This window comes from Halomonas sp. ATBC28 (assembly GCF_005937175.1).
In the GTDB taxonomy this organism is placed as follows: Bacteria; Pseudomonadota; Gammaproteobacteria; order Pseudomonadales; family Halomonadaceae; genus Vreelandella; species Vreelandella titanicae.
The window spans coordinates 17,079-42,601 of sequence record NZ_VCQL01000007.1 but is presented as its reverse complement, the minus strand read 5'-3'; the positions used below and the strand labels follow the sequence as shown (position 1 = coordinate 42,601).

General features: G+C 55.6%; 19 protein-coding genes and 4 tRNA genes. 6 read left to right on the top strand and 17 right to left on the bottom strand.

Going from position 1 to position 25,523, the window contains the following annotated elements:
• Positions 1-57 precede the first annotated feature (57 nt).
• The 14 genes from rpoC to E0L35_RS09320 form a co-directional block, all read right to left on the bottom strand.
• Positions 58-4,272: a DNA-directed RNA polymerase subunit beta' gene (rpoC, locus tag E0L35_RS09385; RefSeq protein WP_009288147.1), complete on the bottom strand. Its 4,215-nt coding sequence runs from the start codon at positions 4,270-4,272 to the stop codon at positions 58-60.
• A gap of 10 nt (positions 4,273-4,282) precedes the next feature.
• Positions 4,283-8,359, bottom strand: a complete 4,077-nt coding sequence (gene rpoB / locus E0L35_RS09380; RefSeq protein ID WP_138800118.1) for a DNA-directed RNA polymerase subunit beta — start codon at positions 8,357-8,359, stop codon at positions 4,283-4,285.
• Between the two features lie 345 nt (positions 8,360-8,704).
• Positions 8,705-9,073, bottom strand: a complete 369-nt coding sequence (gene rplL, locus E0L35_RS09375) for a 50S ribosomal protein L7/L12 (RefSeq protein ID WP_022520870.1) — start codon at positions 9,071-9,073, stop codon at positions 8,705-8,707.
• 112 nt (positions 9,074-9,185) lie between these two features.
• Complete coding sequence (gene rplJ / locus E0L35_RS09370) at positions 9,186-9,686, bottom strand: 50S ribosomal protein L10 (protein ID WP_022520871.1); 501 nt, start codon at positions 9,684-9,686, stop codon at positions 9,186-9,188.
• Between the two features lie 319 nt (positions 9,687-10,005).
• On the bottom strand, positions 10,006-10,698 hold the full coding sequence (gene rplA, locus E0L35_RS09365) for a 50S ribosomal protein L1 (protein ID WP_022520872.1): 693 nt from the start codon (positions 10,696-10,698) through the stop codon (positions 10,006-10,008).
• 2 nt (positions 10,699-10,700) lie between these two features.
• Positions 10,701-11,132, bottom strand: a complete 432-nt coding sequence (rplK, locus tag E0L35_RS09360; RefSeq protein ID WP_007112017.1) for a 50S ribosomal protein L11 — start codon at positions 11,130-11,132, stop codon at positions 10,701-10,703.
• Positions 11,133-11,265: 133 nt separating this feature from the next.
• Positions 11,266-11,799 carry a transcription termination/antitermination protein NusG gene (gene nusG, locus E0L35_RS09355; RefSeq protein WP_138800117.1) on the bottom strand — a complete coding sequence of 178 codons (534 nt, stop codon included), beginning with the start codon at positions 11,797-11,799 and terminating at the stop codon, positions 11,266-11,268.
• 8 nt (positions 11,800-11,807) lie between these two features.
• Positions 11,808-12,191, bottom strand: a complete 384-nt coding sequence (secE, locus tag E0L35_RS09350; RefSeq protein WP_022520874.1) for a preprotein translocase subunit SecE — start codon at positions 12,189-12,191, stop codon at positions 11,808-11,810.
• A gap of 73 nt (positions 12,192-12,264) precedes the next feature.
• Positions 12,265-12,340: transfer RNA gene (locus E0L35_RS09345), tRNA-Trp, on the bottom strand.
• 232 nt (positions 12,341-12,572) lie between these two features.
• Positions 12,573-12,647, bottom strand: a tRNA-Thr gene (locus E0L35_RS09340).
• Positions 12,648-12,660: 13 nt separating this feature from the next.
• Positions 12,661-12,734 (bottom strand) — tRNA-Gly (locus E0L35_RS09335).
• A 106-nt stretch (positions 12,735-12,840) separates the two neighbouring features.
• Positions 12,841-12,924 (bottom strand) — tRNA-Tyr (locus tag E0L35_RS09330).
• A 119-nt stretch (positions 12,925-13,043) separates the two neighbouring features.
• Positions 13,044-13,883: a type III pantothenate kinase gene (locus E0L35_RS09325; RefSeq protein WP_022520875.1), complete on the bottom strand. Its 840-nt coding sequence runs from the start codon at positions 13,881-13,883 to the stop codon at positions 13,044-13,046.
• A complete protein-coding gene (locus E0L35_RS09320) occupies positions 13,880-14,875 on the bottom strand; it encodes a biotin--[acetyl-CoA-carboxylase] ligase (RefSeq protein ID WP_009288153.1) in 996 nt (331 codons plus the stop codon). Before E0L35_RS09320 ends, E0L35_RS09325 begins: the two co-directional genes overlap by 4 nt.
• Positions 14,876-15,105: 230 nt before the next feature.
• Here E0L35_RS09320 and typA point away from each other — a divergent pair, with 230 nt between their 5' ends.
• From typA to E0L35_RS09290, 6 genes are all read left to right on the top strand, one after another.
• Complete coding sequence (gene typA / locus E0L35_RS09315; RefSeq protein WP_053856923.1) at positions 15,106-16,956, top strand: translational GTPase TypA; 1,851 nt, start codon at positions 15,106-15,108, stop codon at positions 16,954-16,956.
• 260 nt (positions 16,957-17,216) lie between these two features.
• Positions 17,217-18,662: a sodium-dependent transporter gene (locus E0L35_RS09310; protein ID WP_039860221.1), complete on the top strand. Its 1,446-nt coding sequence runs from the start codon at positions 17,217-17,219 to the stop codon at positions 18,660-18,662.
• A gap of 50 nt (positions 18,663-18,712) precedes the next feature.
• Complete coding sequence (locus E0L35_RS09305) at positions 18,713-19,483, top strand: ABC transporter ATP-binding protein (RefSeq protein ID WP_022520878.1); 771 nt, start codon at positions 18,713-18,715, stop codon at positions 19,481-19,483.
• Between the two features lie 75 nt (positions 19,484-19,558).
• A complete protein-coding gene (locus E0L35_RS09300) occupies positions 19,559-20,278 on the top strand; it encodes an ABC transporter ATP-binding protein (RefSeq protein WP_022520879.1) in 720 nt (239 codons plus the stop codon).
• A 16-nt stretch (positions 20,279-20,294) separates the two neighbouring features.
• Positions 20,295-21,299 carry a branched-chain amino acid ABC transporter permease gene (locus tag E0L35_RS09295; RefSeq protein WP_022520880.1) on the top strand — a complete coding sequence of 335 codons (1,005 nt, stop codon included), beginning with the start codon at positions 20,295-20,297 and terminating at the stop codon, positions 21,297-21,299.
• Positions 21,299-22,624 (top strand): branched-chain amino acid ABC transporter permease, encoded by a 1,326-nt coding sequence (locus E0L35_RS09290; RefSeq protein ID WP_027958789.1) that lies wholly within the window; start codon positions 21,299-21,301, stop codon positions 22,622-22,624. The genes E0L35_RS09295 and E0L35_RS09290 overlap by 1 nt, the downstream gene beginning before the upstream one ends.
• 144 nt (positions 22,625-22,768) lie before the next feature.
• Here the strand turns inward: E0L35_RS09290 and E0L35_RS09285 are convergent, their stop codons facing one another.
• The 3 genes from E0L35_RS09285 to E0L35_RS09275 form a co-directional block, all read right to left on the bottom strand.
• Positions 22,769-23,749, bottom strand: a complete 981-nt coding sequence (locus E0L35_RS09285; RefSeq protein ID WP_138800116.1) for a Fic family protein — start codon at positions 23,747-23,749, stop codon at positions 22,769-22,771.
• Between the two features lie 151 nt (positions 23,750-23,900).
• On the bottom strand, positions 23,901-25,109 hold the full coding sequence (locus E0L35_RS09280; RefSeq protein ID WP_138800115.1) for an ABC transporter substrate-binding protein: 1,209 nt from the start codon (positions 25,107-25,109) through the stop codon (positions 23,901-23,903).
• Between the two features lie 119 nt (positions 25,110-25,228).
• The gene (locus E0L35_RS09275; protein ID WP_138800114.1) at positions 25,229-25,474 is read right to left on the bottom strand and encodes a hypothetical protein; all 246 of its coding nucleotides are present in this window, start codon (positions 25,472-25,474) and stop codon (positions 25,229-25,231) included.
• Between the last annotated feature and the right edge of the window lie 49 nt (positions 25,475-25,523).

Genomic DNA, 25,523 nt, shown 5'->3' with positions numbered 1-25,523 from the left:
TTCAGGTCAGCTATTCGTTTTACTTACTCATGTTACCTACTGCTTTAGGCGCCAAATCTACAGCTCGTCGTCAGAATCGAGAGCGGTCAACTGTGCACCCAGCTCCTGTTCGACTTCGGTAGCCGAAGGATTGAACAGTTGCTCAACGTCTTCGCGCTTGCGACGACGTTCTGCGTGGTGAGTCAAGCCTGTACCAGCCGGTATCAGGCGACCAACCACCACGTTTTCTTTCAGGCCACGCAGGTAATCACGCTTGCCAGTCACCGCTGCTTCGGTCAGTACGCGGGTTGTCTCCTGGAAGGAGGCCGCGGAAATGAACGACTCGGTGGCCAAGCTGGCCTTGGTGATACCCAGCAGCATACGCTGATACTTGGCCGGGAATTTCTTCTCTTTTTCAAGGCGTTCGTTCTGTTCCAGCACGCGAACCAGTTCAGCCTGGTCGCCCGTGATGAAGTCAGAATCGCCCGAATCAGTAATCTCTACCTTACGCAGCATCTGACGCACAATGACTTCGATGTGCTTGTCGTTGATGCCTACGCCCTGCAGACGATAAACGTCCTGTACTTCGGCAGTGATGTACTTGGCGAGCTCCTCAACACCCAGCAAGCGCAGGATATCGTGCGGATTGCTCGGCCCATCGGAAATCACCTCGCCCTTCTCGACGGTTTCGCCTTCGAAGACGGCAATTTGACGCCATTTCGGAATCAGCGCTTCAAACGGATCGCCAGATTCCGGAGTAATGGTCAGACGACGCTTACCTTTGGTCTCTTTACCGAAGCTGATCACACCGCTGATCTCGGCCAGGATCGAGGACTCTTTCGGCTTACGCGCTTCGAACAAGTCAGCAACCCGCGGCAGACCACCGGTGATGTCTTTGTTCGCCGAGGCTTCTACCGGGATACGGGCAACCACTTCACCCACCCCGATCGTCACACCATCGTCGACCGAAATAATCGAGTTGCCCGGAAGCAGGTACTGAACCGGGGTGTTGGAGCCCGATACAGAGACGTACTCGCCCGAGCTGTCTTGCAGCATGACCATCGGGCGCTTGTCACGACCGGCCATGGGACGTGCTGCAGACTCGATCACCTCGATAGAGGAGAGGCCGGTCATCTCATCGACGCTGCGGTGCATGGTGACACCCTCGTCGAGATCGATGAACTGCGCCTTACCTTCTACTTCGGCAACGATCGGGTGGGTGTGCGGATCCCATTTGGCCACTGTCGCACCAGCGTCGACCACGTCGCCGTCGCGTACAGAAAGCTCAGCACCGTAAGGGAGCTTATAGTACTCACGCTCACGGCCATGGTCGTCAGCAACGGCCAGGGCGCTAGAACGAGATACCACCACCAGCTTACCGTCGGCACGCTCTACATGCTTGATGTTGTGCAGACGAACCTTACCGCCGTGCTTCACTTGTACGCTATCCACAGCAGACGAACGCGATGCCGCACCACCGATGTGGAAGGTACGCATGGTCAGCTGGGTACCCGGCTCACCGATGGACTGTGCGGCGATAACGCCGACGGCTTCACCGATGTTGACCTGATGGCCACGGGCCAAGTCACGGCCGTAACAGGAGGCACACACGCCGTGTGCGGTCTCACAGGTAATCGTAGAGCGAACGATGATCTCGTCGACACCCATGGTGTCGAGCTCGGCACACCATTTCTCGTCGAGCAAGGTACCTTTCGCGATCAAGACTTCACCGCTGCCTGGGTGAACCACATCCTGGGCGACTACACGACCAAGCACACGCTGGGAAAGCGGTACGATAATGTCGCCGCCTTCGATGATCGGGTGCAGGGTCAAGCCATTTTCGGTGCCACAGTCGACTTCGGTGATGACCAAGTCTTGCGCTACGTCTACCAAGCGACGGGTTAGGTAACCGGAGTTGGCGGTTTTCAACGCCGTGTCCGCAAGACCTTTACGTGCACCGTGGGTCGAGATGAAGTACTGCAGTACGTTCAGACCTTCACGGAAGTTGGCGACGATCGGTGTTTCGATGATTGAACCATCCGGCTTGGCCATCAGACCACGCATACCCGCCAACTGACGGATCTGGGCAGCACTACCACGAGCACCGGAGTCGGCCATGATGAAGACGCTGTTGAACGAATCCTGCTCAACTTCGTTACCATCACGATCGATGACAGTCTCTTTAGAGATACCCACCATCATCGCCTTGGCGACTTTATCGTTGGCCTTGGACCAGATATCGATAACCTTGTTGTACTTCTCACCCGCTGTTACCAGGCCAGAAGAGAACTGGTCTTCGATCTCTTTAACTTCGGCTTCCGCTGCATCAACGATTTCAGTTTTTGCTTCGGGGATAACGAAGTCGTTAACACCGATTGAGGCGCCGGACCAGGTCGCGAGACGGAAACCGGTATACATCAGCTGGTCAGCGAAAATGACGGTCGGCTTGAGGCCGGCACGACGGTAGACTTCGTTGATCAGGCTGGAGATCGCCTTCTTCTTCATCGGCTGGTCGATCAGCTCGAAGGGCACACCTTCGGGCAGAATGCGGAACAGCAGTGCACGGCCTACCGTCGTATCGTAAATACGGCGGTGGAAGCTACGCTCGCCGCTCTCTTCTTCGATATCGATTTCGTCCAGACGCACTTTGACCCGGGCGTGCAGTGATACTGACTGAGTACCAAAGGCGCGCTCAACTTCATTAAGGTCAGAGAACACCATGCCTTCGCCTTTGGCGTTGATCTTTTCGCGGGTCATGTAGTAAAGACCCAGAACAACGTCTTGCGACGGTACGATGATCGGCTCGCCGTTAGCGGGCGACAGCACGTTGTTGGTGGCCATCATCAGCGCACGCGCTTCAAGCTGTGCTTCCAGCGTCAGCGGTACGTGTACCGCCATCTGGTCACCGTCAAAGTCGGCGTTATAGGCAGCACATACCAGCGGGTGCAGCTGAATCGCTTTACCTTCGATCAGCAGCGGCTCAAACGCCTGGATACCCAAACGGTGAAGCGTGGGTGCGCGGTTAAGCAGTACCGGGTGTTCGCGGATAACATCGGCAAGGATGTCCCACACTTCCGGCAGCTCGCGCTCGACCATCTTCTTGGCGGCTTTGATCGTTGAGGCATAGCCCAGCGACTGCAGCTTGGAGTAGATAAACGGCTTGAACAGCTCAAGCGCCATTTTCTTGGGCAGACCACACTGGTGCAGACGCAGGGTCGGACCAACGGTAATCACCGAGCGGCCCGAGTAGTCGACGCGCTTACCCAGCAGGTTCTGACGGAAACGACCCTGCTTACCTTTGATCATGTCGGCGAGCGATTTCAGCGGGCGCTTGTTAGAGCCCGTGATCGCGCGGCCACGACGACCATTGTCGAGCAGTGCATCGACGGCTTCCTGCAGCATACGCTTCTCGTTGCGCACAATAATGTCCGGCGCATTGAGATCGAGCAGACGCTTCAGGCGGTTGTTACGGTTGATCACACGACGGTAAAGGTCGTTGAGATCGGAGGTCGCGAAACGGCCACCGTCCAGCGGTACCAGCGGACGCAGATCCGGTGGCAGCACGGGCAGCACTTCCATGACCATCCACGCCGGCGCGTTACCGGAGTGGTAGAAGGCTTCAAGCAGCTTGAGGCGCTTGGAGAGCTTCTTGATCTTGGTTTCGGAGTTAGTCTGCGGAATCTCTTCGCGCAGGTGGTTAATCTCTTCTTCCAGATCGATGTCTTTGAGCAGCTCCTGAACGGCTTCGGCACCCATGCGGGCGTCGAAGTCATCACCGAACTCTTCCAGTGCTTCAAAGTACTGCTCGTCGTTCATCAACTGACCACGCTCCAGCGTGGTCATGCCTGGATCGATAACGACAAAGCTTTCGAAATACAGCACGCGCTCGATATCACGCAGGGTCATATCGAGGAACATGCCGATACGCGACGGTAGTGACTTCAAAAACCAAATGTGTGCCACCGGCGAAGCGAGCTCGATGTGCCCCATGCGCTCACGGCGCACGGCGGCTTTGGTCACTTCTACGCCACACTTTTCGCAGATGATACCGCGGTGCTTCATGCGCTTATACTTGCCGCACAGGCACTCGTAATCCTTAACCGGGCCAAAAATCTTGGCGCAGAACAGGCCATCCCGCTCCGGTTTAAAGGTACGGTAGTTGATGGTCTCAGGCTTCTTCACCTCGCCAAACGACCAGGAGCGAATCATGTCCGGCGACGCCAGGGTAATCTTGATCGCGTCAAACTCTTCGGACTGAGACTGCGATTTGAGTACTTTCACCAAATCTTTCATGGGACGGCTCCTAGCTCTCTAACTCGATATCGATGCCCAGCGAGCGGATTTCCTTCACGAGTACGTTGAAGGATTCCGGCATGCCTGCCTGCATGGTGTGGTCGCCATCCACGATGTTTTTGTACATCTTGGTGCGGCCTTCGACGTCGTCCGACTTGACGGTGAGCATCTCTTGTAGCGTGTATGCAGCGCCGTAAGCTTCCAGCGCCCACACTTCCATCTCACCGAAGCGCTGACCACCGAATTGCGCCTTACCACCCAAGGGCTGCTGGGTAACCAGCGAGTAAGAACCAGTAGAACGCGCATGCATCTTGTCGTCTACCAAGTGGTTAAGCTTCAGCATGTACATGTAGCCAACGGTGACCGGACGGTCAAAAGCATCACCGGTACGGCCATCGAACAGGGCCATCTGACCCGACTCGGGGATGTCCGCCAGCTTCAGCAGGTGCTTGATTTCGTGCTCTTTGGCACCGTCAAACACCGGCGTGGCCATAGGCACACCACCTTTGAGGTTCTTCGCCAGGGCGATGATCTCGTCATCCGTCAGGGAGTCGAGATCTTCAACGCGCGTACCTTGCGTATTGTAGATCTGCCCCAGGAAATCACGGATCTCGGCCACTTGCTGTCCACGTGCGTCGCGCAGCATGGCTTCGATCTTGACGCCCAAGCCACGTGCCGCCATACCCAGGTGGGTTTCCAAAATCTGACCGACGTTCATACGCGACGGTACGCCCAGCGGGTTCAGCACCACGTCGACCGGCTCGCCCTTTTCATCAAACGGCATGTCTTCGATGGGCATAATCGCCGAGATAACACCTTTGTTACCGTGACGACCGGCCATCTTGTCACCCGGCTGGATGCGACGCTTAACCGCCATATAGACTTTGACGATTTTTAGCACGCCCGGTGCGAGATCATCGCCCTGGGTCAGCTTGCGCTTCTTATCTTCAAAGCGCTCGTCCATCTCTTTACGACGGGTTTCCAGCTGTTCGTCGGCCTGTGCCAGCAGCTCGTTGTAGGACTCATCCTGCAGACGCAGTTTGAACCACTGCTGACGCGGCAATTCATCCAGGTATGCCTCGTCGAGCACGTCACCTTTCTTGAGGTTCGGGCCGCCGTTAACAGCCTGACCGTCAAGGGTACGCTTTAGACGCTCAAAAGTGGCGTCTTCGGCGATACGGTAAGTCTCTTGGAGATCCTTACGAACTTCGTCAAGCTGAGTGCGCTCGATCGACAGGGCGCGTGAATCTTTCTCAACGCCGTCACGAGTAAACACCTGAACGTCGATGACCGTACCTTTCATGCCGGTGGGGGCACGCAGGGAAGTGTCTTTAACGTCAGACGCTTTCTCGCCGAAGATGGCACGTAGCAGCTTCTCTTCAGGCGTCAGCTGGGTTTCACCCTTCGGCGTTACTTTACCGACCAGAATATCGCCCGGGCCGACTTCGGCACCGATGTAGACAACGCCCGCTTCATCCAGCTTGGAGAGCGCAGACTCGCCCACGTTAGGGATATCGGAGGTAATTTCTTCCGAGCCCAACTTGGTGTCGCGGGACACACAGGTCAGTTCCTGAATGTGGATCGTGGTGAAACGGTCTTCTTGAACGACCCGCTCGGAAAGCAGGATGGAGTCCTCGAAGTTGTAACCGTTCCAGGGCATAAACGCGATGCGCATGTTCTGGCCCAGCGCCAGGTCGCCCATATCCACCGACGGGCCGTCAGCGAGAATATCGCCACGTGCCACGCTGTCGCCAGGCCGCACGATGGGGCGCTGGTTCATACAGGTGTTCTGGTTCGAGCGGGTGTACTTGGTCAGGTTGTAGATATCAACGCCGGCTTCACCGCCGATGATTTCATCTTCATTAACCCGTACAACGACACGACGCGCATCGACGGAATCAATCACGCCGCCGCGATTGGCCACCGCACAGACGCCGGAGTCACGGGCAACAAAGCGCTCCATGCCCGTACCTACCAGCGGCTTATCGGCACGCAGGGTCGGTACCGCCTGACGCTGCATGTTAGAACCCATCAAGGCGCGGTTGGCGTCATCGTGCTCCAGGAACGGAATCAATGCCGCTGCGACTGATACAACCTGACGTGGCGACACGTCCATTAGCGTCACTTGTTCAGGACGCATAAAGGTCGTTTCACCGCGGTGACGAACCTGAACCAGGTCATCACTTAACTTGTTGGACTCATCTACCGCTGCTGATGCCTGGGCGATAACGAAATCGCCCTCTTCGATCGCCGAGAGGTGAACGATGTCGTCGGTCAACTGACGATCAACCACTTTACGGTACGGCGTTTCGAGGAAACCGTAGCTGTTAGTGTGGCTGTAAGTGGCCAGCGAGTTAATCAGACCGATGTTCGGGCCTTCTGGCGTTTCGATCGGGCATAGACGCCCGTAGTGCGTGGCGTGAACGTCACGTACTTCGAAGCCAGCACGCTCACGGGTCAAACCACCGGGGCCGAGTGCCGACACACGACGCTTGTGGGTAACCTCAGAAAGCGGGTTGTTCTGATCCATAAACTGCGAAAGCTGGCTGGAACCGAAGAACTCCTTCACCGCCGCCGCGACCGGCTTGGCGTTGATCAAGTCTTGGGGCATCAGGCCTTCGCTTTCCGCCATGGAAAGACGCTCTTTCACGGCGCGCTCTACACGCACCAGGCCTACGCGGAACTGGTTCTCTGCCATCTCGCCCACACAGCGAATACGGCGGTTACCCAGGTGATCGATATCGTCAACGTCACCGAAGCCGTTACGGATACTGATCAGCTCGCGCAGCACATCAAGAATGTCTTTGCGATCCAGTACGCCGGAGCCCGTGTCAGTATCACGACGCAGGCGACGGTTGAACTTCATGCGGCCAACGCCAGACAGGTCGTAGCGGTCCTCAGAGAAGAACAGGTTGTTAAACAGGGTCTCGGCAGACTCTTTGGTGGGCGGTTCGCCGGGACGCATCATGCGGTAAATTTCGACTAACGCTTCAAGCGCGGAATTAGTAGCATCCAGCTTCAAGGTGTCGGAAATGAATGAACCGCAGTCGAGATCATTGGTGTAGAGCGTTTCCACCAAGGTAATGCCACCCTGGGCCATGCGCTCAAGCACCTCGGGAGTGATCTCGGTATTACACGGGCAGATCAGCTCGCCTGTTTTGGAGTCGATTTGATCTTTAGCCAGCGTTTTGCCGAACAGGTACTCCATCGGCACGTCCAGACGCTCAAGGCCGGCTTTTTCAAGCTGACGAATATGCTTCTGGGTAATCCGACGCCCCTCTTCAACGATCACATTACCTTCGCCATCCTTGATGTCGAAAGTAGCTGTCTCGCCGCGCAGGCGCGACGGAACCAGCTCAACATAGAAACCGGATTTCTCAATGTGGAAGACGCTGGTTTCAAAGAACTCGGCCAGAATTTCTTCGGTGTTCATCCCCAGCGCACGCATCAGTACCGAGGCCGGCAGCTTGCGGCGACGGTCAATACGTACGAAAACGTTATCCTTGGGGTCAAACTCGAAGTCTAACCAGGAGCCACGATAAGGAATCACGCGAGCTGAATAGAGCAGCTTGCCGGAAGAGTGGCTCTTACCTTTGTCGTGATCGAAGAACACACCGGGCGAGCGGTGGAGCTGGGAGACGATAACCCGCTCAGTACCGTTGATAACAAAGGTACCGTTCTCAGTCATCAGGGGGATTTCCCCCATGTAGACTTCTTGCTCTTTAATATCTTTAATTGCTTTGTTCGAGGAGTCGCGATCATAGATGATCAAGCGAACCTTGACGCGCAGCGGGGCGGAGTAAGTCACGCCGCGCAGTTGGCACTCCTTAACATCGAACGCCGGCGTGCCAAAGCGGTAGCTGACATACTCAAGCGCTGCATTGCCGGAGAAGCTCTCAATCGGAAACACGGACTTGAATGCCGCGTGCAGACCGACCTCGTGACGCTCGTCGGGCGAACGATCTTGCTGGAGGAAGTCGTAATAGGAATCAAGCTGGATCGCCAGCAAGTAAGGCACATCCATCACTTGGGGCAGTTTGCCGAAATCCTTGCGGATGCGTTTTTTCTCAGTATATGAGTAAGCCATCTGTATTCCCCAGCTTGTTCACCATGGGTGACCGATGCGTGGTCATCTGCCCTGCGAGCTTCGTCAGACACAGACAGCAAGCTCCTCAATCGGTAGCTCGCCGTCGAAAATCTAGTTCGATAACTCAGTCGTCGATAACACTGTAGTCGATAACACTATCTTCAATAACGCCATCTTCAATAACGCTTTTACGTTTCTGTCGTGGCTACTCTCAATGAGCAGTACTGCTGTCGTTCAATATCACCGAGTGTTCGACACCAGCTACAACAGAAAAAGGCCGGCAGCGGGAAATCCCGCCGCCAGCCGTGGAAGCTTACGCAGCGCGTAAAGCCGTCCGCACAAGGCTTACTTGAGCTCGACGGTTGCGCCCGCTTCTTCCAGCTTGGCTTTAGCTGCTTCAGCGTCGTCTTTAGACAGACCTTCTTTGATGGTCGCCGGAGCGCCGTCAACAGCACCTTTAGCTTCTTTCAAGCCAAGGCCAGTGATCTCACGTACTGCTTTGATCACGTTAACTTTCTTGTCGCCAGCAGCGGTCAGAACTACGTCAAACTCAGTCTGTTCTTCAGCTACTTCGCCGCCAGCAGCCGGACCAGCCATTACGGCAGCGGCAGCAGAAACGCCGAATTTCTCTTCCATTGCTTCGATCAGCTCGACAACTTCCATTACGGTCATGTCGGCTACAGCATTGATGATATCGTCTTTAGACAGTGCCATTGTTTCATTCCTAACTTTGCGGGAGTCTCGGTCAGCCGAGGACTCAGGATTCATTGCTCGGTTCAGGCAGCGCCCTGGTTAGACCGTTTACGCCACCTGCAAGAAGAACTGCTTATGCAGCTTCTTGCTTCTGGTCGCGCAGAGCGGCCAGAGTACGAACCAGCTTGCCAGCGGAGGCTTCTTTCATTACCGACATCAACTTGGCAATTGCTTCGTCGTGAGTCGGTAGGGTTGCCAGACGGTCGATGTCAGCAGCCGGAATCAGCTCACCTTCGTAGGCCAACGCTTTTACTTCGAAGTTCTTGTCCGCTTTAGCAAACTCTTTGAACAGACGAGCGGCAGCGCCCGGATGATCAGTAGAGAAGGCCAACAACGTAGGACCAACGAAGCTATCGTTCAAGCACTCCCACTGAGTGCCCTCGAGAGCGCGGCGAGCCAGCGTATTACGTACAACACGCAGCTCTACACCATTCTCACGCGCCTGCTTGCGCAGATCGGTCATTTTACCAACCGTAACGCCGCGAGAATCAGCAACTACGACGGAGAGTGCGCCCTTGGCCGCTTCACTGACCTCGGCAACAATCGCTTTCTTGCCTTCAAGTGCTAGTGGCACAGTGATCACTCCTTCGTGCCGGAACCCAGGAAGGTTCCGGTGGTTACCATCTCTCCCCACTCTGCTGTGCTAAAAGCGCTGCAAAGCGGGAAGCCTTGGGGATGGTGCTCACCAGAAAGCCGTCTTAAGCTTAACCAACTGGCGGCCACACCATCTGCGCAGGCGCTTATAGGGCAATTAAGCCGCCCTTGTAAGTACTTGCGTACTTATCAAGCGCGGCACCTGCGGTCTTTGACGATGCCCCGGCCAGTGATAGCCACCAAACGGGGGACCGCAAAGTTCTTGCTCGGTTCCTACAAAAAAACCAACGATGACTCGCTTACGCGAAAGCAGAGTGATCGATTGTCAAACCCGGGCCCATGGTAGTAGACAGGGTCATTTTTTTGAAGTAAATGCCTTTAGACGAGCTCGGCTTGAGGCGCTTCAGGTCAGCAACCAGTGCCTCCAGGTTGCCGTTAATCGCTGAGGCGTCAAAATCCACTTTACCCAGGGTAGTGTGGATGATGCCGTTCTTGTCAGTACGGAAACGCACCTGACCCGCTTTGGCATTTTTAACCGCCGTCGCCACGTCGGGCGTTACGGTGCCAACTTTCGGGTTAGGCATTAGGCCACGCGGGCCTAGAATTTGACCTAGTTGACCTACAACGCGCATAGCATCGGGCGAAGCGATAACGACGTCAAAATCCATCACGCCTTTTTTCACTTGCTCAGCCAAGTCGTCCATACCCACGATGTCGGCGCCGGCTTCTTTAGCGGCATCGGCATTAGCACCTTGGGTGAAGACTGCAACGCGTACGTCTTTACCGGTACCGTTAGGCATGACGGTAGCGCCACGCACAACCTGGTCGGATTTGCGTGGATCAACGCCCAGGTTGATGGCGACATCAACAGACTCTTTGAATTTAACAGTAGACAGCTCAGAGAGCAGCGCAACCGCTTCTTCAATAGAGTAGGCTTTAGTAGTGTCTACTTTTTCGCGAATGATTTTCGCACGCTTAGACAGTTTAGCCATGATCAGAGACCCTCCACGTTTAGGCCCATGCTGCGAGCGCTGCCAGCAATGGTGCGTACAGCGGCATCGAGATTCGCAGCCGTCAAATCAGGCTCTTTAGTCTTGGCGATCTCTTCAAGCTGTTCACGCGTTACGGTGCCGACCTTCTTCTTGTTCGGCTCACCAGAACCGGACTTGATGCCAGCGGCTTTTTTCAGCAGCACGGCAGCAGGCGGCGTCTTGGTGACGAACGTGAAGCTACGGTCAGAGTAGACGGTGATCACGACTGGCGTCGGCAGGCCCGGCTCAATTTCTTGAGTCGCGGCGTTGAACGCCTTACAGAATTCCATGATGTTCACGCCGTGCTGACCCAGCGCAGGGCCTACCGGCGGACTTGGATTGGCTTTACCTGCAGCAACCTGCAGCTTGATATAAGCCTGTACTTTCTTGGCCATCTTTAACACTCCAGTTGGGTAATAGCGCCCGAAGGCTCCCCGGTACCAGTGAAACAGCTGACTAGCCATTTCACACGAATTAACACTTACCGCTTATCTTACCATTCACTAGCTACTACTAACTATTCACTAGTTACTCTTTCTCGACCTGAGAGAACTCTAACTCAACAGGTGTAGAGCGCCCGAAGATCAGCACGCTGACATGCAGACGACTCTTTTCATAATTAACTTCTTCGACAACACCGTTGAAATCGGCAAACGGCCCATCGATAACGCGCACTGACTGGCCCGGTTCAAACATCGTTTTAGGCCGCGGCTTGTCAGTACCGTCTTTAACGCGCAGCAAAATTGCGTCTGCTTCACGAGAAGTAATTGGCGCTGGCTTCTCTTTTGTTCCACCGATAAAGCCCATAACACGCGGCGTCTCATTGACGAGGTGCCATGTTTCGTCGGCCATTTCCATCTCGACTAGTACGTAGCCGGGATAAAATTTGCGCTCGCTCTTGCGACGCTTGCCGTCACGCATTTCGACAACTTCTTCGGTCGGCACCAGAATTTCGCCAAAGCGATCTTCCATACCGTACATCTTCACACGCTCGATCAGTGAGCGCATGACATGCTTTTCAAAGCCAGAATAAGCGTGAACGACGTACCAACGTTTGGACATGAAAGCTCCTAACCAATGACGCCGGACATCGCCCAGCCAAGAAGAGTGTCGATCAACCACAGCATTAGCCCCACCACCAAGACGGCCACTAGCACAATGGCCGTGGTCTGAATGGTTTCGGGACGGGTCGGCCATACAACGCGCTGAATCTCTTTCTTGGCGCTTCTGGCAAGCTCTACTAAATCACGACCTTTGGTAGTGGTTAGCGCGATCAAACCCGCAATCACACACAACACCACCACACCAAGCACGCGGTAGAGCAGGCCAATATCGGCGAAATAGGTATTACCAACAACAGCAACGACAAGCAGCGCTACGACCGCCGCCCACTTGAGCCCGTCATGGCGCGTCTGTTGCACCTCGGCGCCATGTTTTACAGAACCAGGCTTCATAAAAACGAGACTCCTCAGGGTGCGGCGAACGATAAAAGAATTTTGGAAAAAGACATACCAACCTGGGGAAGGCTGGCAGGCCAGGAGGGAATCGAACCCCCAACCTGCGGTTTTGGAGACCGCTGCTCTGCCAATTGAGCTACTGGCCTGTATCGTCGTACTGACTTTCTATCTTCGTACTTTCTAGACTTTCTAACGTCTATCTACTTTTTGCTTCTTGCTTCTGCCAATAAGCGTCTTTTCGACCGCCTATACAACAGCGGGCGCCATGGTAGCGGAGAATCCCACACCTGACAACCCCTTCTTTATGCTCAAGCGTCACAAAAACCCACCCAAACACAGAGACAAAAAAAGCGAGCTTCGCTCGCTTGATCTGCAATATGGAGCTCATGGACGGAATTGAACCGTCGACCTCACCCTTACCAAGGGTGTGCTCTACCCCTGAGCTACATGAGCTAAACACATCAACTGGAGCGGGCGGCGGGAATCGAACCCGCACCATCAGCTTGGAAGGCTGAGGTTCTACCATTGAACTACGCCCGCCGAACTTGCCTATAGAATGACAATCCGCTGCACGAGAAACAGTAGCTAACGCCCGCTTACCGGCTTTTCATTCCCAAACACTGAACAGTTCAGCGCCTGATAAACTTGGTGGAGAGGGAAGGATTCGAACCTTCGAAGCTTTCGCGGCAGATTTACAGTCTGCTCCCTTTGGCCACTCGGGAACCTCTCCAACTGTGGCGGCACATTATGCCAGCCTCCAAAACAGTGTCAAGCTAGATATTTACTTAATTTATCGCAGCTTGCGATGCCAGCGCATCTTCTGCCTGCCTTGGAACGCGCTGCATTCTGTCAAAGCAGCATGGAGAATGCAAGTGCCGCGCGAATCTTTTCTAGCGCTACCGGCTCAGGCACCCGCGGCGCACCCGACATTTTGCCCGCACGCTCGGCGAAAGTCATCGGAAAGCACGCCTCTAAGCCGCCATAAACCATATCCGGCCACACCGCATGAGGCACCTGCACTCCCCGTGAGACAACACGCGCATCGCCCCCCGTCAACAGCATTGGCAGCGCCACACCCTCTTGATCGCACACTTCGCTATAAATGCGGTTAATGGCACTGACGGCGGCCATATAAATACCGTGATTAACCGCATCAACGGTGCGTCGTCCTGGCTCCAGCAACTCATCGGCCTCACTTTCAGGGTCGATGGCCACATTGCGAGTACCAAGCTTCAGGCTCTCTTTCATCAGGCGAAGACCGGGGATAATAAAGCCGCCCAGGTGCTGGCCCCCTGGCAGCACAAAGTCGATAGTAATCGCGCTGCCACAATCCACCGCACAGCAACCACCTGCTAGCTGATAGCCCGCCAGCGCCCCCATCCAACGATCGACGCCTAAACGCCCCGGCTCTTCGTAGCCATTAATCACGCCCAACGCCTCATGGGTTGAGTGCGCCACGTGCACATGACGCACCCGGCGGCGCAACAAGGCGACGGTTTCTTCCAGCACGGCCGCCCTGGCGACGCTTGATATACGTACCGCCTCGACCACGTCGAGATCGGGAATATCGGCCCCCGGGCGCCACTCTTCCCGGGTCCATACAGCCCCGCGGGAACGTATCTCGCTACTCTCGGCATCCTTGAGCCGCCATTTAGACAGCGTGTTGCCGATATCCAGATCCAGAATCATAAACGCCTGCGCACGCTGATCTCACCGCCGGCTAGGCGTCGCGAGTGACCATTTTCGGCAACCCAGAGGTTACCACTCTCATCCACTTCTCCGGCGATCGCATCGCTGGTCTGCTGTCCTTGAATCACTCTAATCGGCAGCCCCGCATAGGCGTGACGCTGATTCCACGCATCCCGCCAGGCGGCAAAGCCATGTTGTTCAAAGTTAGCCAGCATCGCCAGCAGGCCCGACACTACGTCTGAGGCCAACTGATTACGCGAGATATCCGGCAGTCGCTCGAAAAGCGCCGCAACAGGTTGGTCGATCGCTGCCCGCTGGGCAGCGGGCAGCCAAAGATTCATGCCCATACCAATGACGACTTCGCAGGGGCCTGCGGCATCCCCGGTCACTTCGATAAGAATACCGGCCAGCTTGCCTAACTCGTCGCCTGGGCCATCACCCTGCTCGGAGAGCAGGATATCGTTAGGCCACTTAAGCTTCGGCGCCACACCATGCTGCTCAAGCACTTGGGCAACGACAACGCCTACCGCCAAGCTCAAGCCCTCCAGCACCGCAATACCCGACTCAAAGCGCCAGCCCAGCGATAGCATTAAGCTCTGACCCCAGGGCGTCGACCAGACACGACCACGGCGCCCACGTCCCGCCGTTTGCAGCTCAACCAGGCACACTTCGCCATGCCCGGCGCCCTGCTCAAAGCGTTGGCGCAGATACTCATTGCTGGAGGGTAACTGGTCCTCAACAAACAGGCGCGCAAGGTGGTGGCGCGCCTGTGCGGGCAGCCGCTCCACGATTTTAGCGCCCTCCAAGGGCTCCAGGCGCTGCGAGAGCTGGTAGCCACGGCCTTTCACCGCCACTACCTCCACCCCTAGTGCTTCCAGTTTTTTTAACTGTTTCCACACCGCCGCACGAGAAATACCCAGCGCTTCACCCAGCTGCTCGCCAGAGTGAACCTCGCCATCGCTTAACAAACGCATCAGGTTGCCGATGGTCATGCTCCTGCCCCAGTGGGAAAAGCGCTAGTCTAGCGGATGGAGGTTCATGGCGAAAACATTCCTAGACCAAGGTTGATATGAGAGGCAGTAATATCAGCGAAGCCTTCGACATGGTAGAATGGCTATTGGACGCAAGCCCTGAGCCAAGATGGTCGGCAAATTGCCAGCCCTTGCGACCCGCATTTTCCGACCCGTGGACGAACGGGTGTTCACAAGAGTTCTCTCTCAGCATGCAAAACCAGCAAAACTCCAGCGCGGTTAATAACCTGCGCAACGTCGCGATCATAGCCCACGTTGACCATGGTAAAACCACACTGGTCGACAAGCTCCTGAGCCAGTCCGGCACCCTTGACCGTAAAGCAGAAGGTCAAGAGCGCATCATGGACTCAAACGATCAGGAAAAAGAGCGTGGCATTACCATTTTGGCCAAGAACACGGCCATTCAATGGCAAGACAGCCAAGGTAACGGCTACCACATCAACATCGTGGATACGCCTGGGCACGCCGATTTCGGCGGCGAGGTTGAGCGCGTCATGTCAATGGTCGATTCGGTGCTACTGCTAGTAGACGCCGTTGATGGCCCGATGCCGCAAACCCGCTTTGTGACCCAGAAAGCATTCGCCCAAGGCCTGAAGCCGATCGTGGTGGTCAACAAAATTGACCGTCCCGGAGCACGCCCTGACTGGGTTATCGACCAGATTTTTGACCTGTTCGACAACCTCGGTGCGTCTGACGAACAGCTCGATTTCCCAATCATCTACTGCTCTGCCCTAAACGGCATTGCCGGTATGGATCCTGAAGAGCTGGCGGACAACATGGATCCCATGTTCCAGGCCATCGTCGATATCGTCGAGCCGCCGAAGGTTGAGCTTGACGGCCCCTTCCAGATGCAGATCTCTGCGCTGGATTACAACAGCTATGTAGGCGTTATCGGCCTGGGTCGCATCAAGCGTGGCGCGGTGAAACCGAACCAGCAGGTGTCGATCATCGGCGTTGACGGCAATGTGCGTAAGGGCAAAATCGGTCAGGTCATGACCCATATGGGCCTTGAGCGCGTGCAGACCAACGAAGCCACCGCGGGCGACATCGTCTGTGTTACCGGCATCGACGATCTGTCGATTTCGGATACGCTATGCGATCCGGCCAAGGTCGAAGCGCTGCCGCCACTGTCCGTCGACGAACCGACCGTTTCAATGACCTTCCAGGTCAACGATTCACCGTTCGCCGGTAAAGACGGTAAGTTTGTGACCAGCCGCAACATCAAGGATCGCCTTGATCAAGAGCTGATTCACAACGTGGCCCTGCGCGTTGAGCAGGGCGAAACCCCTGAGAAGTTCAAGGTTTCTGGCCGTGGCGAGCTGCACCTCTCGGTGCTGATCGAAACCATGCGCCGTGAAGGCTTTGAGCTGGCCGTAGGCCGCCCTGAAGTCATCATCAAAGAGATCGACGGTGAGAAGCAGGAGCCCTACGAAGAGGTCATCATCGACTGTGAAGAGCAGCACCAAGGCTCGATCATGGAAGAGCTGGGCTACCGTAAAGGTGAGATGACCAACATGCTGCCGGACGGTAAAGGACGGGTTCGCCTGGACTTCATCATTCCTGCCCGCGGCTTGATCGGTTTCCGTGGCCAGTTTCTGACCCTGACTTCGGGCACCGGCATCCTGACCAGCCGCTTTGATCACTACGGCCCGCTGAAGCCTGAAGCCTCTATCGAGCGTCGCAACGGCGTGTTGGTTTCGATGGTCGACGGTAAAGCCCTTGCCTATGCGCTGTATGCGCTGCAAGAGCGCGGCAAGCTGATTATCGATCACGCCACGGAAGTTTACGAAGGCATGCTGATCGGTATCAACAACCGCGCTAACGACATGGTGGTTAACCCCACCAAAGGCAAGAAGCTCGACAACATGCGCTCCACCGGTAACGATGAAAACATCGTCTTAACCCCGCCGGTTAAGTTCTCCCTGGAGCAGGCCATCGAGTTCCTCGACTCTGACGAGCTCGTCGAAGTCACGCCGGCGCACATCCGCCTGCGCAAAAAGCTGCTGAAAGAAACCGAGCGTAAGCGTTACAGCAAGAAGTAATCCGTTCCAAGCAGTCAGTACCCAAAAACCCGCGAAAGCGGGTTTTTTTATGCCTCGTTGCCACACTTCATGACCGCTCAATAGCTGCCAAGATACTTCCCTAAACGCAGCCTAAACGCTAATACGCTGGAAAGGTGCCGCGTTCTATCGCACAGTGACGCTAAGTTCAGCGCGTCCAAGGCACGCTGACATCGCTACATTCATACAGGTGTTTGGATACTTACCCCCATCCTGACGCCCAAACACGGACACTCTTACCCATGAGCGGTCATAACGTCTGGACGCATAAAGGCACTTTTCTTCTCGCCGCCGTTGGTTCCGCCGTCGGTTTGGGCAATCTATGGCGCTTCCCCTACCTCACCGGTGAAAACGGTGGCGGTGCCTTTATATTGGTTTACGCACTGACGATCTTCGCCGTTGGCATACCGATTCTGATTGCCGAGATCATGCTGGGTCGCACCAGCCGCCAGAGCCCGATTATGGGTATGCGGCACCTGACCAAAACCCATGGCACCTCTCGGGCCTGGGAAACGATCGGCTGGCTGGGCGCTGCCTCGGCGTTTTTGATTTTAAGCTTCTATTCGGTGATTGCCGGCTGGGCGATTCACTACACTTGGCTGATGCTGACCGGCTCACTGGTCGGTGCCGACGCTCAGACCATTAGCACTGGCTTTGACGCACTACTGGCCGCCCCTGGCCTAATGACGCTCTATCACACCCTTTTCATTGCCGCGTCCGCGCTGATTGTCGGCATGGGGATTCATAAAGGCATCGAATCAGGCCTGCGCATTATGATGCCCGCGCTGTTTGTAATTCTGTTGGTAGTGCTGGCCTACGGCGTAGTGAATGGCGATATAGGTGCCGCTGCCAGCTTCCTGTTTACCTTTAATATCGCCGACCTCAGCCTTGAAGGCTGGCTGCAGGCCATGGGCCAATCATTCTTCACCCTTAGCCTGGGGATGGGGGCAATTATGGCTTACGGCGCCTACATGCCCAGCGAGGTCTCACTAACCCGCACCGCCTTTGCTGTTGCCATCGTCGATACCGCCGTGGCGATGGTGGCGGGCCTGGCCATTTTTGCTCTGGTGTTTGGCGCCGGTCTGGAAACCGGGCAAGGCCCTGGGCTAATGTTTGTTACCCTTCCGCTGGCGTTTGCCGAAATGCCGTTTGGCGCTTTGGTGGGCGGGGTGTTCTTTATTCTGGTTCTCGGCGCAGCTATCAGTTCCTCTATTTCGTTGATCGAGCCCGTCGCGGCGTTCCTGGTGGAGCGTTTCGACATGACCCGCCCACAGGCCGTTACCATTATGGTGATTGCCGCCTGGGCAATGGGTCTGTTGACGGTGGTTAGCTTCAATATGTGGGCCGAGGGGACGATTTTCCATAGCCTGTTTGGGCGCAGTGCGTTTGAGTTTATCGAGCTACTCACCAATATATTTATGCCGGTGGGCGGCCTGCTGATAGCCCTATTCGCCGGTTGGGCGCTAACCCAGAGCGAAGTGATGAAGGAACTGGGCAGCAGCGTCACTTGGTTTAAATTCTGGCGGTTTCTGGTGCGCTTTGTGGCCCCCGCCGCCGTAGCCTTTGTGTTTTTACGCACCATTCCTCAGGTGGATGGCTATCTTATCCCCACCCTCGGCGCGCTGCTCATTATTGGTGCCTTTGCAGCCAGCCAGCGGTGGCTGAAAAAACCACGACAAATAACTTAATAACAGTGTGCAGGCGGCTTAATTAGCCGCCTGTATCGCGTGGAGACACCATGACCCCTCTTATTGAAGTACAGCGAGTCAACAAAGCGTTCGGCGGCCTACAGGTGATTAATGACTGCTCCATTCAAGTGGAGAAGGGCTCCATTACCGGGATGATTGGCCCCAACGGCGCAGGTAAATCAACCCTGTTTAATCTCATTGCTGGCGCCCTGACGCCTGACAGCGGCCATGTGCTGCTTGATGGAGAAGACATTACCTCGCTCAGCGCCGACCAGCGCTTTCATCGCGGCTTATTGCGCACCTTTCAGATCGCCCACGAGTTCAGCCAGATGAGCGCGCTGGAAAACCTCATGATGGTACCGCCCAAGCAAGCCGGTGAAGACCTTTTCAGTGCCTGGCTAAAGCCCGGCAAAGTGCAGCGAGAAGAGGCGGAGGTGCGCCGCCGCGCCCTGGAAGTCATCGACTTTGTTGGCCTGCACCATGTGCGCAACGAGCTGGCGGGTAATTTGTCCGGAGGGCAAAAGAAGCTGCTGGAGCTTGGCCGCACCATGATGACCAACGCCAAGGTAGTGCTACTTGATGAGATCGCCGCCGGGGTAAACCGCACCCTGCTGGGTGATTTGATCGGCAATATTGAGCGGCTCAACCGCGAAATGGGTTACACCTTTCTGGTCATTGAGCACGATATGGAGATGATTGCCCGCCTTTGCGACCCGGTTATCGTGCTGGCTCAGGGCAGTGTGATGGTGGAGGGGCATATCAACGACATCCAGAATAATCCTGAGGTCATCGAGGCCTACTTCGGTACAGATGCCGCTTAAACGTGACGTTTTCTCCCATTAGCCAATTAATATAATGATGTCGCTGCCAAGCGACCTTGCTGGAATACTTTGCTTATGTCATCAACAACCAGGCCATTAATCGACGCACGGGATGTGCACGGCGGCTATGGCGGTATGAATATCCTTAACGGGGTAAACATGACGCTGGAAGCCGATGAGGTCGGTGTTATCGTCGGCCCTAACGGGGCGGGTAAATCCACCATGCTGAAAGCGGTCTTTGGCCTGCTGCATGTTAATCAGGGCGAGATACTGCTTAACGGCCAGCCCATCCAAAACCTGCCGCCTAACCAGCTGGTGCAGCGCGGCATGGGCTTCGTGCCCCAGGAGAAGAACGTTTTCCCCAGCCTTTCGGTGCAGGAAAACCTGGAGATGGGCGCCTTTTTAAAGCCGCAAAACGTCAAGCGCATGCTCGCTCAGATCTATGAGTTTTTCCCACCGCTGTACGAAAAGCGCCGCCAGCCTGCCGGTGAGCTTTCCGGTGGACAGCGCCAAATGGTCGCCATGGGCCGCGCTCTGATGGCCGAGCCGAGCCTACTGTTGCTGGACGAACCCACCGCAGGGCTGTCGCCGCTGTATATGAATGAGATTTTCGACCGCGTCAAACAGATCAACGCCGCTGGCGTGGGTATTTTGATGGTGGAACAGAACGCCAAACAGGCACTCGCGATAGCCGATAAGGGCTTTGTGCTGGCTGCTGGCCAAAACCGCTTTACCGACACTGGGGCGGCACTGCTCGCCGACCCCGATGTCGCCAAAAGCTTTTTGGGCGGCTAGCCCCAGGGAGATAGACGTGAACGAACTGGTTTTTTTCATCAATAATGTGGTGATTTCGGGCAGCGTCAGCGGCTCTATTTATGCCATTGGGGCCATTGGGGTAACGCTGATTTTCAGCATTATGCGCTTTGCCCACTTCGCCCACGCCGACATGATGACCTTCGGCGCCTTTATGGTGCTTCTGCTTACCACGCTGTTCCCAGCAGCGGGCGCCAGCCTAGGTGTACCCACCGCCGTGCTAATGCTGCCTCTGGCGATGCTGCTCACCGCCGCTTTGGCCGTGGGAATCGATAAAACCTTCTATAAACCGCTACGTGCCCATGGGGTCAAACCGATTGTGCTGGTGATTGGCTCGCTGGGGGTCACGTTGATTCTACAGGGCTTGATCCGCCTCTTTTCCGGCACCGGCGGGCAGAGTTTATATGTCGACGACCGTAAAGAGATCTTCCGCCTTGCGCTGCCCTTCGAGGGTGCCCGTGCACCGATTGTGGTTACCGAACCGCAGATTTATCTGTTCGTGATCACTATCGTTGCGGTCGTCGCACTACACCTTTTCCTTAACCGTTCGCGGTTAGGCAAGGCAATGCGCGCCATGTCGGATAACCCTGAACTCGCCCAAGCATCAGGTATTAATACCAATACCATCGTGGCGGTGACCTGGATGATTGCCGGAGCGCTGGCGGCTATTGCTGGAACGCTGCTCTCCTTAGACGTTACCTTCAAACCCGATTTGAGCTTCTTTCTGCTGCTGCCTATTTTCGCCGCCGCTATTGTGGGGGGCGTTGGTCACCCTTACGGCGCCATTGCCGGTGGCTTTGTGGTCGGCTTTGCCGAAACCCTGGCGGTGTTTAACTGGAACGTGCTACTACGTCCCTTCCGCGACAGCCTGCCCGCCTGGCTTGAGCTACCGTCGAATCTGGCCTTTGTGGGTACCGAGTACAAAATTGTGGTGCCGTTTTTCATTCTGGTAGCCATTTTGGTGTGGCGTCCCACCGGACTCTTTAAGGGCAAGGTGATCTAATGAGCAACTCAGAAAAAACGCGCAACCCTGCCTACACTCCCCAAGACGCCACGTCTGCCCGTCGCTTCCCGCTGCGCGAGCTGATTCTGTTTGGTGTGCTGCTCGTAGCGGTCTTGGCGGTCTACGCCATCATGGGCGCCGCCTACAGCACGCGCATGCTGGTAGAAGCTGCCTGCTACGCCATCCTCGCGCTGGGATTAACCATCCAGTGGGGCTATGCCGGCCAGTTCAACGCCGGGGTAATGGGCTTTGTCGCCCTGGGCGGCTTCTGTGCGATGTTTTTCAGCGTGCCGGTCAACGATGCCTTCTGGGGCACGGCGCTACCCGGCGAATTTGGCCGCGTGCTGCTTTATGGCGCAGCCGCTATTGTATTAATTGTTGGCGCCAGCAAGCTGGATCGACTGGGCGTACCCAAGCCCCTGCGTACGTTTATCGCGGTGGTGCTGGGTGTGGTGCTTTACCTCGTGGTGATTAGCCAGCTGCGCGAAGTCACTGATGCGATTGAAAGCCAGGCAGGCTTCGTCGGTGGGCTGGGCTTACCGCCCTGGATCGGCTGGATTGTCGGTGGCGCGCTGGCGGGTGGCGTCGGCTACTTTATTGGCCATATCTGTTTGGGCTTGCGCAGCGATTATCTGGCGATAGCCACCCTCGGCATAGCCGAGATCATCAAGGCGTTTCTAAAGAACTCCGACTGGCTGACCCGCGGTACCGCTACGGTTTCCCCACTTCCATGGCCCACACCGGGACCTGCCGAACTGGGGTTTACGCTCTCCCGGGCTATCTACCTTTCATTTACGGCGGTGATCATTGCGGTGATCTTCTTTCTGCTCAATCGCGCCTACAACGCCCCTTGGGGCCGTATGATCCGGGCGATTCGCGATAATGAAGTCTCCGCTGCGGCAATGGGTAAGGATATCAACAAACGGCGTCTGGAAATCTTCGTGCTGGGCTGCATTCTGATGGGCTTGGGCGGCGGCATACTGGGCACCTTCAATAGCCTCTTCGACCCTCAAGGCTACCTGCCGCTTAACCATACCTTCCTGGTACTGGTGATGGTGATTCTTGGTGGGCCAGGCAATAACCTGGGCACCATTTTTGGCGCTGTGGCGGTGTACATTATCTGGATTATGTCCGAGCCCCTGGCGCTGTTCTTAATGCAGTTAGCGGTGGCCTTTGGCGAAGGCGCTTTCGGCTGGGATGCACCAGGCAATATGGATAGCCGCGCCCTGCAGGCACGGGTGCTGGTGATTGGCTTATTGATCACCATGGTGCTGCGCTTCGCGCCCAAAGGGCTACTACCCGAGAAAATCAAAAGTCACAGTTGATGGGACAATTGATATGACCGATGAGCTAAGCCCGGCGCGCCAGATCTGGCGCGCTTTCGGGCAGCAACAGGTCACCAAGCGCCTTCAGTACGACAAGTTTTGGTAACAATCAATACTCGTATAACGAAAAGCGTGGGGTGGGGCTCACTCACTGATAATCTCCCAATGGCCCGACTTATCTGACCCTACTCTTTTCAACCTGCCCGCTTGCTGTAACTTGGCCATCGCACGGCCAATAGTACGTATGTCTTTCCCTGTGGTGTCGGCTATTTGCTGGCGAGTAATCGCCGGGTTGTGCTGAATTAACGCCATGATCGCTTCAGGTGTTTTTAGCCCAGAGACATTTACAGGGGCGTTTACAGGGACATTTACAGGGGCGTTTTGTACTAGTGTCTGAGCGATGACCGATAACATAAAATGAATAAAGGGCGTGCTCTCGGCTTGCTGATCTGCTTGTTCGAGCGCTTGGTAATAGCGCTGCTGGTTGTCTTTGATAACGCTTTCCAGCGGCAACGATAAAAACAGCGGATGCCATTGCGACAAAATCAGCGTTTGCCACAAGCGTCCCATGCGACCATTGCCATCGTTAAAAGGATGGATAAATTCAAACTCGTAATGAAATACACTGCTGGTAATTAAAGGATGGTCTTTAGCCTGTTTTAGCCAATGGGTTAAATCCGCCATTAGCCCCGATACCTGATGAGCAGGTGGCGCAACATGATGTACTACATTCCCTTTGTGGATGCCCACCGCTTTATGCCGAAACTCGCCAGCATTTACCAGAATATCCGACATCATCAAGCCATGGGCGGTGAGTAAGTCATTGATGCTATCAGGTTGCAGCTTGGGTAAGGCATCGTAAGCCTGAATCGCCCCTTTGACCTCAGCCAACTCGCGCACACTCCCCATCACGCGCTGGCCGTCTACAATCGCGGTGACCTGCTCTTCAGTCAGGGTATTGCCTTCAATCGCCAACGTTCCGGTAATGGTTTTAATGCGGTTTTGCTTGCGCAACTGAGGCGAAGCATCCAGTGCATTAGCGTTCAGTCTGCCCACTTGCTCGCTGATCTCTGCGACCAGATTGAGAATATCGGCGGTGATGGTAAACGGGGGTTTATAACTCATGGGTTTAATCATCCCCCCACACATTCAGAATTTAATTCTGATCCTATCACACGTGGAATTGCAGGGAAGATTAAGGACAACAAGGTGGGCCATGCCAAATAAAAAATGCCCGACTTAATAAGCCCGGCATTTTTAACACTAATGCTGAGAATTAAAGATCAACCTGACCTTTGCTGGTAAAGGTGCCGTCTTCCACAGCCATCTCGACCACCACGCCAGGCACGTCGCCGTTGTCATCGAACTCATGCGAACCAGAGGCGCCTTCGTAGTTGATGTCGGTGCCTGCGGCAATCAGCTCAACCGCTTTTTCCCACTCGCCGGGCAGAATGACCTCGCCGGGGGCGCTGGAAACACTACGCAGCGCTTCGGAAAGGCCTTCACGCTCCGCGCTGCCGTTCTGCTCAATCGCCAATGCGATCAGGAAAGCGGCATCGTAGGCCTGGGCGGCAAATACTGCGCTTGGATCGAAGTCAGCAGCTTCGGCGGCTTCGATAAAGATTTCGGTGCCGGGCAGGTCAGGGCTGCCGGGGCGCGTGGCGATCATACCATCCAGCACGTCTGCACCGATGGCTTCAATAAGGCTATCGCCGACCATGCCGTCAGCACCTACGTACTGGGTAAACATACCGCTTTCATAGGCTTGGCGCAGCACGGTCTGACCCGAGGTGTCGGCGTAGGCCAGCACGACGAGAGTATCCACGCCACTGACTGACAGTGAGCCTAGCTCAGAGCGATAATCCGCGCGGTTATCTTCGTGGGCAAGGTTCTCAGTAATCTCACCTCCGCCGGCTTCAAAAGCAGCGCTAAAGGCGTCAGAAAGCCCCTGACCATAATCATTGTTGACATAAGTGACCGCCACTGCGTCGATACCTTTTTCAAGCAACAGCTTGGCAAGAATCTCGCCCTGGAAAGCATCCGACGGCACGGTACGGAAGACGAGATCATTATCGTCCAGCTCAGATACCGCAGGGGCAGTAGAAGCGGGCGACACCATCAACACACCACCGGGAATGGCGGCGTTATTAGCCGCAGCAATGGTCGCACCAGTACACAGCGCACCGACAATCGCGGTGACATTTTCAGAGTTCACCATGCGGTCGGCGGCGTTAGAGGCAGCCGATGCATCGGAACAGGTGGTATCGCCAGACGGCATCACCAACGTTTGGCCATCTAGAATGCCGCCCTGCTCATTGATCTGCTCTACAGCTAGCTGAGCACCTTCAAAAATGGGTGGCGTTAAACTTTCGATTCCCCCGGTAAAACCGCCCAAGAAGCCAACTTTGACCTCTGCCTGTGCGAACCCGGTCATTGCCAGGGTTGAGGCCGCCACAGCGGTGGCTAATGCGCGCTTATTGATCATATTATTTGTCGCTCCCAGTGTCGTAAAAAGTTGTGCAATTTTTTAGTGTGCCTCAGCGGACAATCGTTAAGGCTGCTATTAATCTGGAACTGGAACGGCAAAAACACAAGCAACGCTTTCTAACGCTCGTCGCCTTCTTCAAGATATCGCCTGCGTTCAGCGAGCTGCTTTTGAAGGCGTTTGCGTCGGTAAAGCCGCACCAGCGCAATCGTTAACGCGGTGACCAGCATGGCGGCCAGCACCACACCCTGCCAAGGGCGTGCGGCGTTTCCCATCACCGTTTCCAGGGTAATAATCAGTATTAGGCCAATCGCCTGGGATCCGATCGCTAGCGCGCGCAGCTTATCGAAAGCGGGTGAGGGCATAACGTCTCCGTAATTTTCAGCTCAAATGATATGGTCTCCTAGTGTACCT

Bases quoted from the DNA above. Each gene is read 5' to 3' on its own strand.
- rpoC (WP_009288147.1), bottom strand. From the start codon at position 4,272: ATGAAAGATTTGGTGAAAGTACTCAAATCGCAGTCTCAGTCCGAAGAG.
- rpoB (WP_138800118.1), bottom strand. From the start codon at position 8,359: ATGGCTTACTCATATACTGAGAAAAAACGCATCCGCAAGGATTTCGGC.
- rplL (WP_022520870.1), bottom strand. From the start codon at position 9,073: ATGGCACTGTCTAAAGACGATATCATCAATGCTGTAGCCGACATGACC.
- rplA (WP_022520872.1), bottom strand. From the start codon at position 10,698: ATGGCTAAACTGTCTAAGCGTGCGAAAATCATTCGCGAAAAAGTAGAC.
- rplK (WP_007112017.1), bottom strand. From the start codon at position 11,132: ATGGCCAAGAAAGTACAGGCTTATATCAAGCTGCAGGTTGCTGCAGGT.
- nusG (WP_138800117.1), bottom strand. From the start codon at position 11,799: ATGTCCAAACGTTGGTACGTCGTTCACGCTTATTCTGGCTTTGAAAAG.
- secE (WP_022520874.1), bottom strand. From the start codon at position 12,191: ATGAAGCCTGGTTCTGTAAAACATGGCGCCGAGGTGCAACAGACGCGC.
- E0L35_RS09325 (WP_022520875.1), bottom strand. From the start codon at position 13,883: ATGATTCTGGATCTGGATATCGGCAACACGCTGTCTAAATGGCGGCTC.
- E0L35_RS09320 (WP_009288153.1), bottom strand. From the start codon at position 14,875: ATGACCATCGGCAACCTGATGCGTTTGTTAAGCGATGGCGAGGTTCAC.
- typA (WP_053856923.1), top strand. From the start codon at position 15,106: ATGCAAAACCAGCAAAACTCCAGCGCGGTTAATAACCTGCGCAACGTC.
- E0L35_RS09310 (WP_039860221.1), top strand. From the start codon at position 17,217: ATGAGCGGTCATAACGTCTGGACGCATAAAGGCACTTTTCTTCTCGCC.
- E0L35_RS09305 (WP_022520878.1), top strand. From the start codon at position 18,713: ATGACCCCTCTTATTGAAGTACAGCGAGTCAACAAAGCGTTCGGCGGC.
- E0L35_RS09300 (WP_022520879.1), top strand. From the start codon at position 19,559: ATGTCATCAACAACCAGGCCATTAATCGACGCACGGGATGTGCACGGC.
- E0L35_RS09290 (WP_027958789.1), top strand. From the start codon at position 21,299: ATGAGCAACTCAGAAAAAACGCGCAACCCTGCCTACACTCCCCAAGAC.
- E0L35_RS09285 (WP_138800116.1), bottom strand. From the start codon at position 23,749: ATGAGTTATAAACCCCCGTTTACCATCACCGCCGATATTCTCAATCTG.
- E0L35_RS09280 (WP_138800115.1), bottom strand. From the start codon at position 25,109: ATGATCAATAAGCGCGCATTAGCCACCGCTGTGGCGGCCTCAACCCTG.
- E0L35_RS09275 (WP_138800114.1), bottom strand. From the start codon at position 25,474: ATGCCCTCACCCGCTTTCGATAAGCTGCGCGCGCTAGCGATCGGATCC.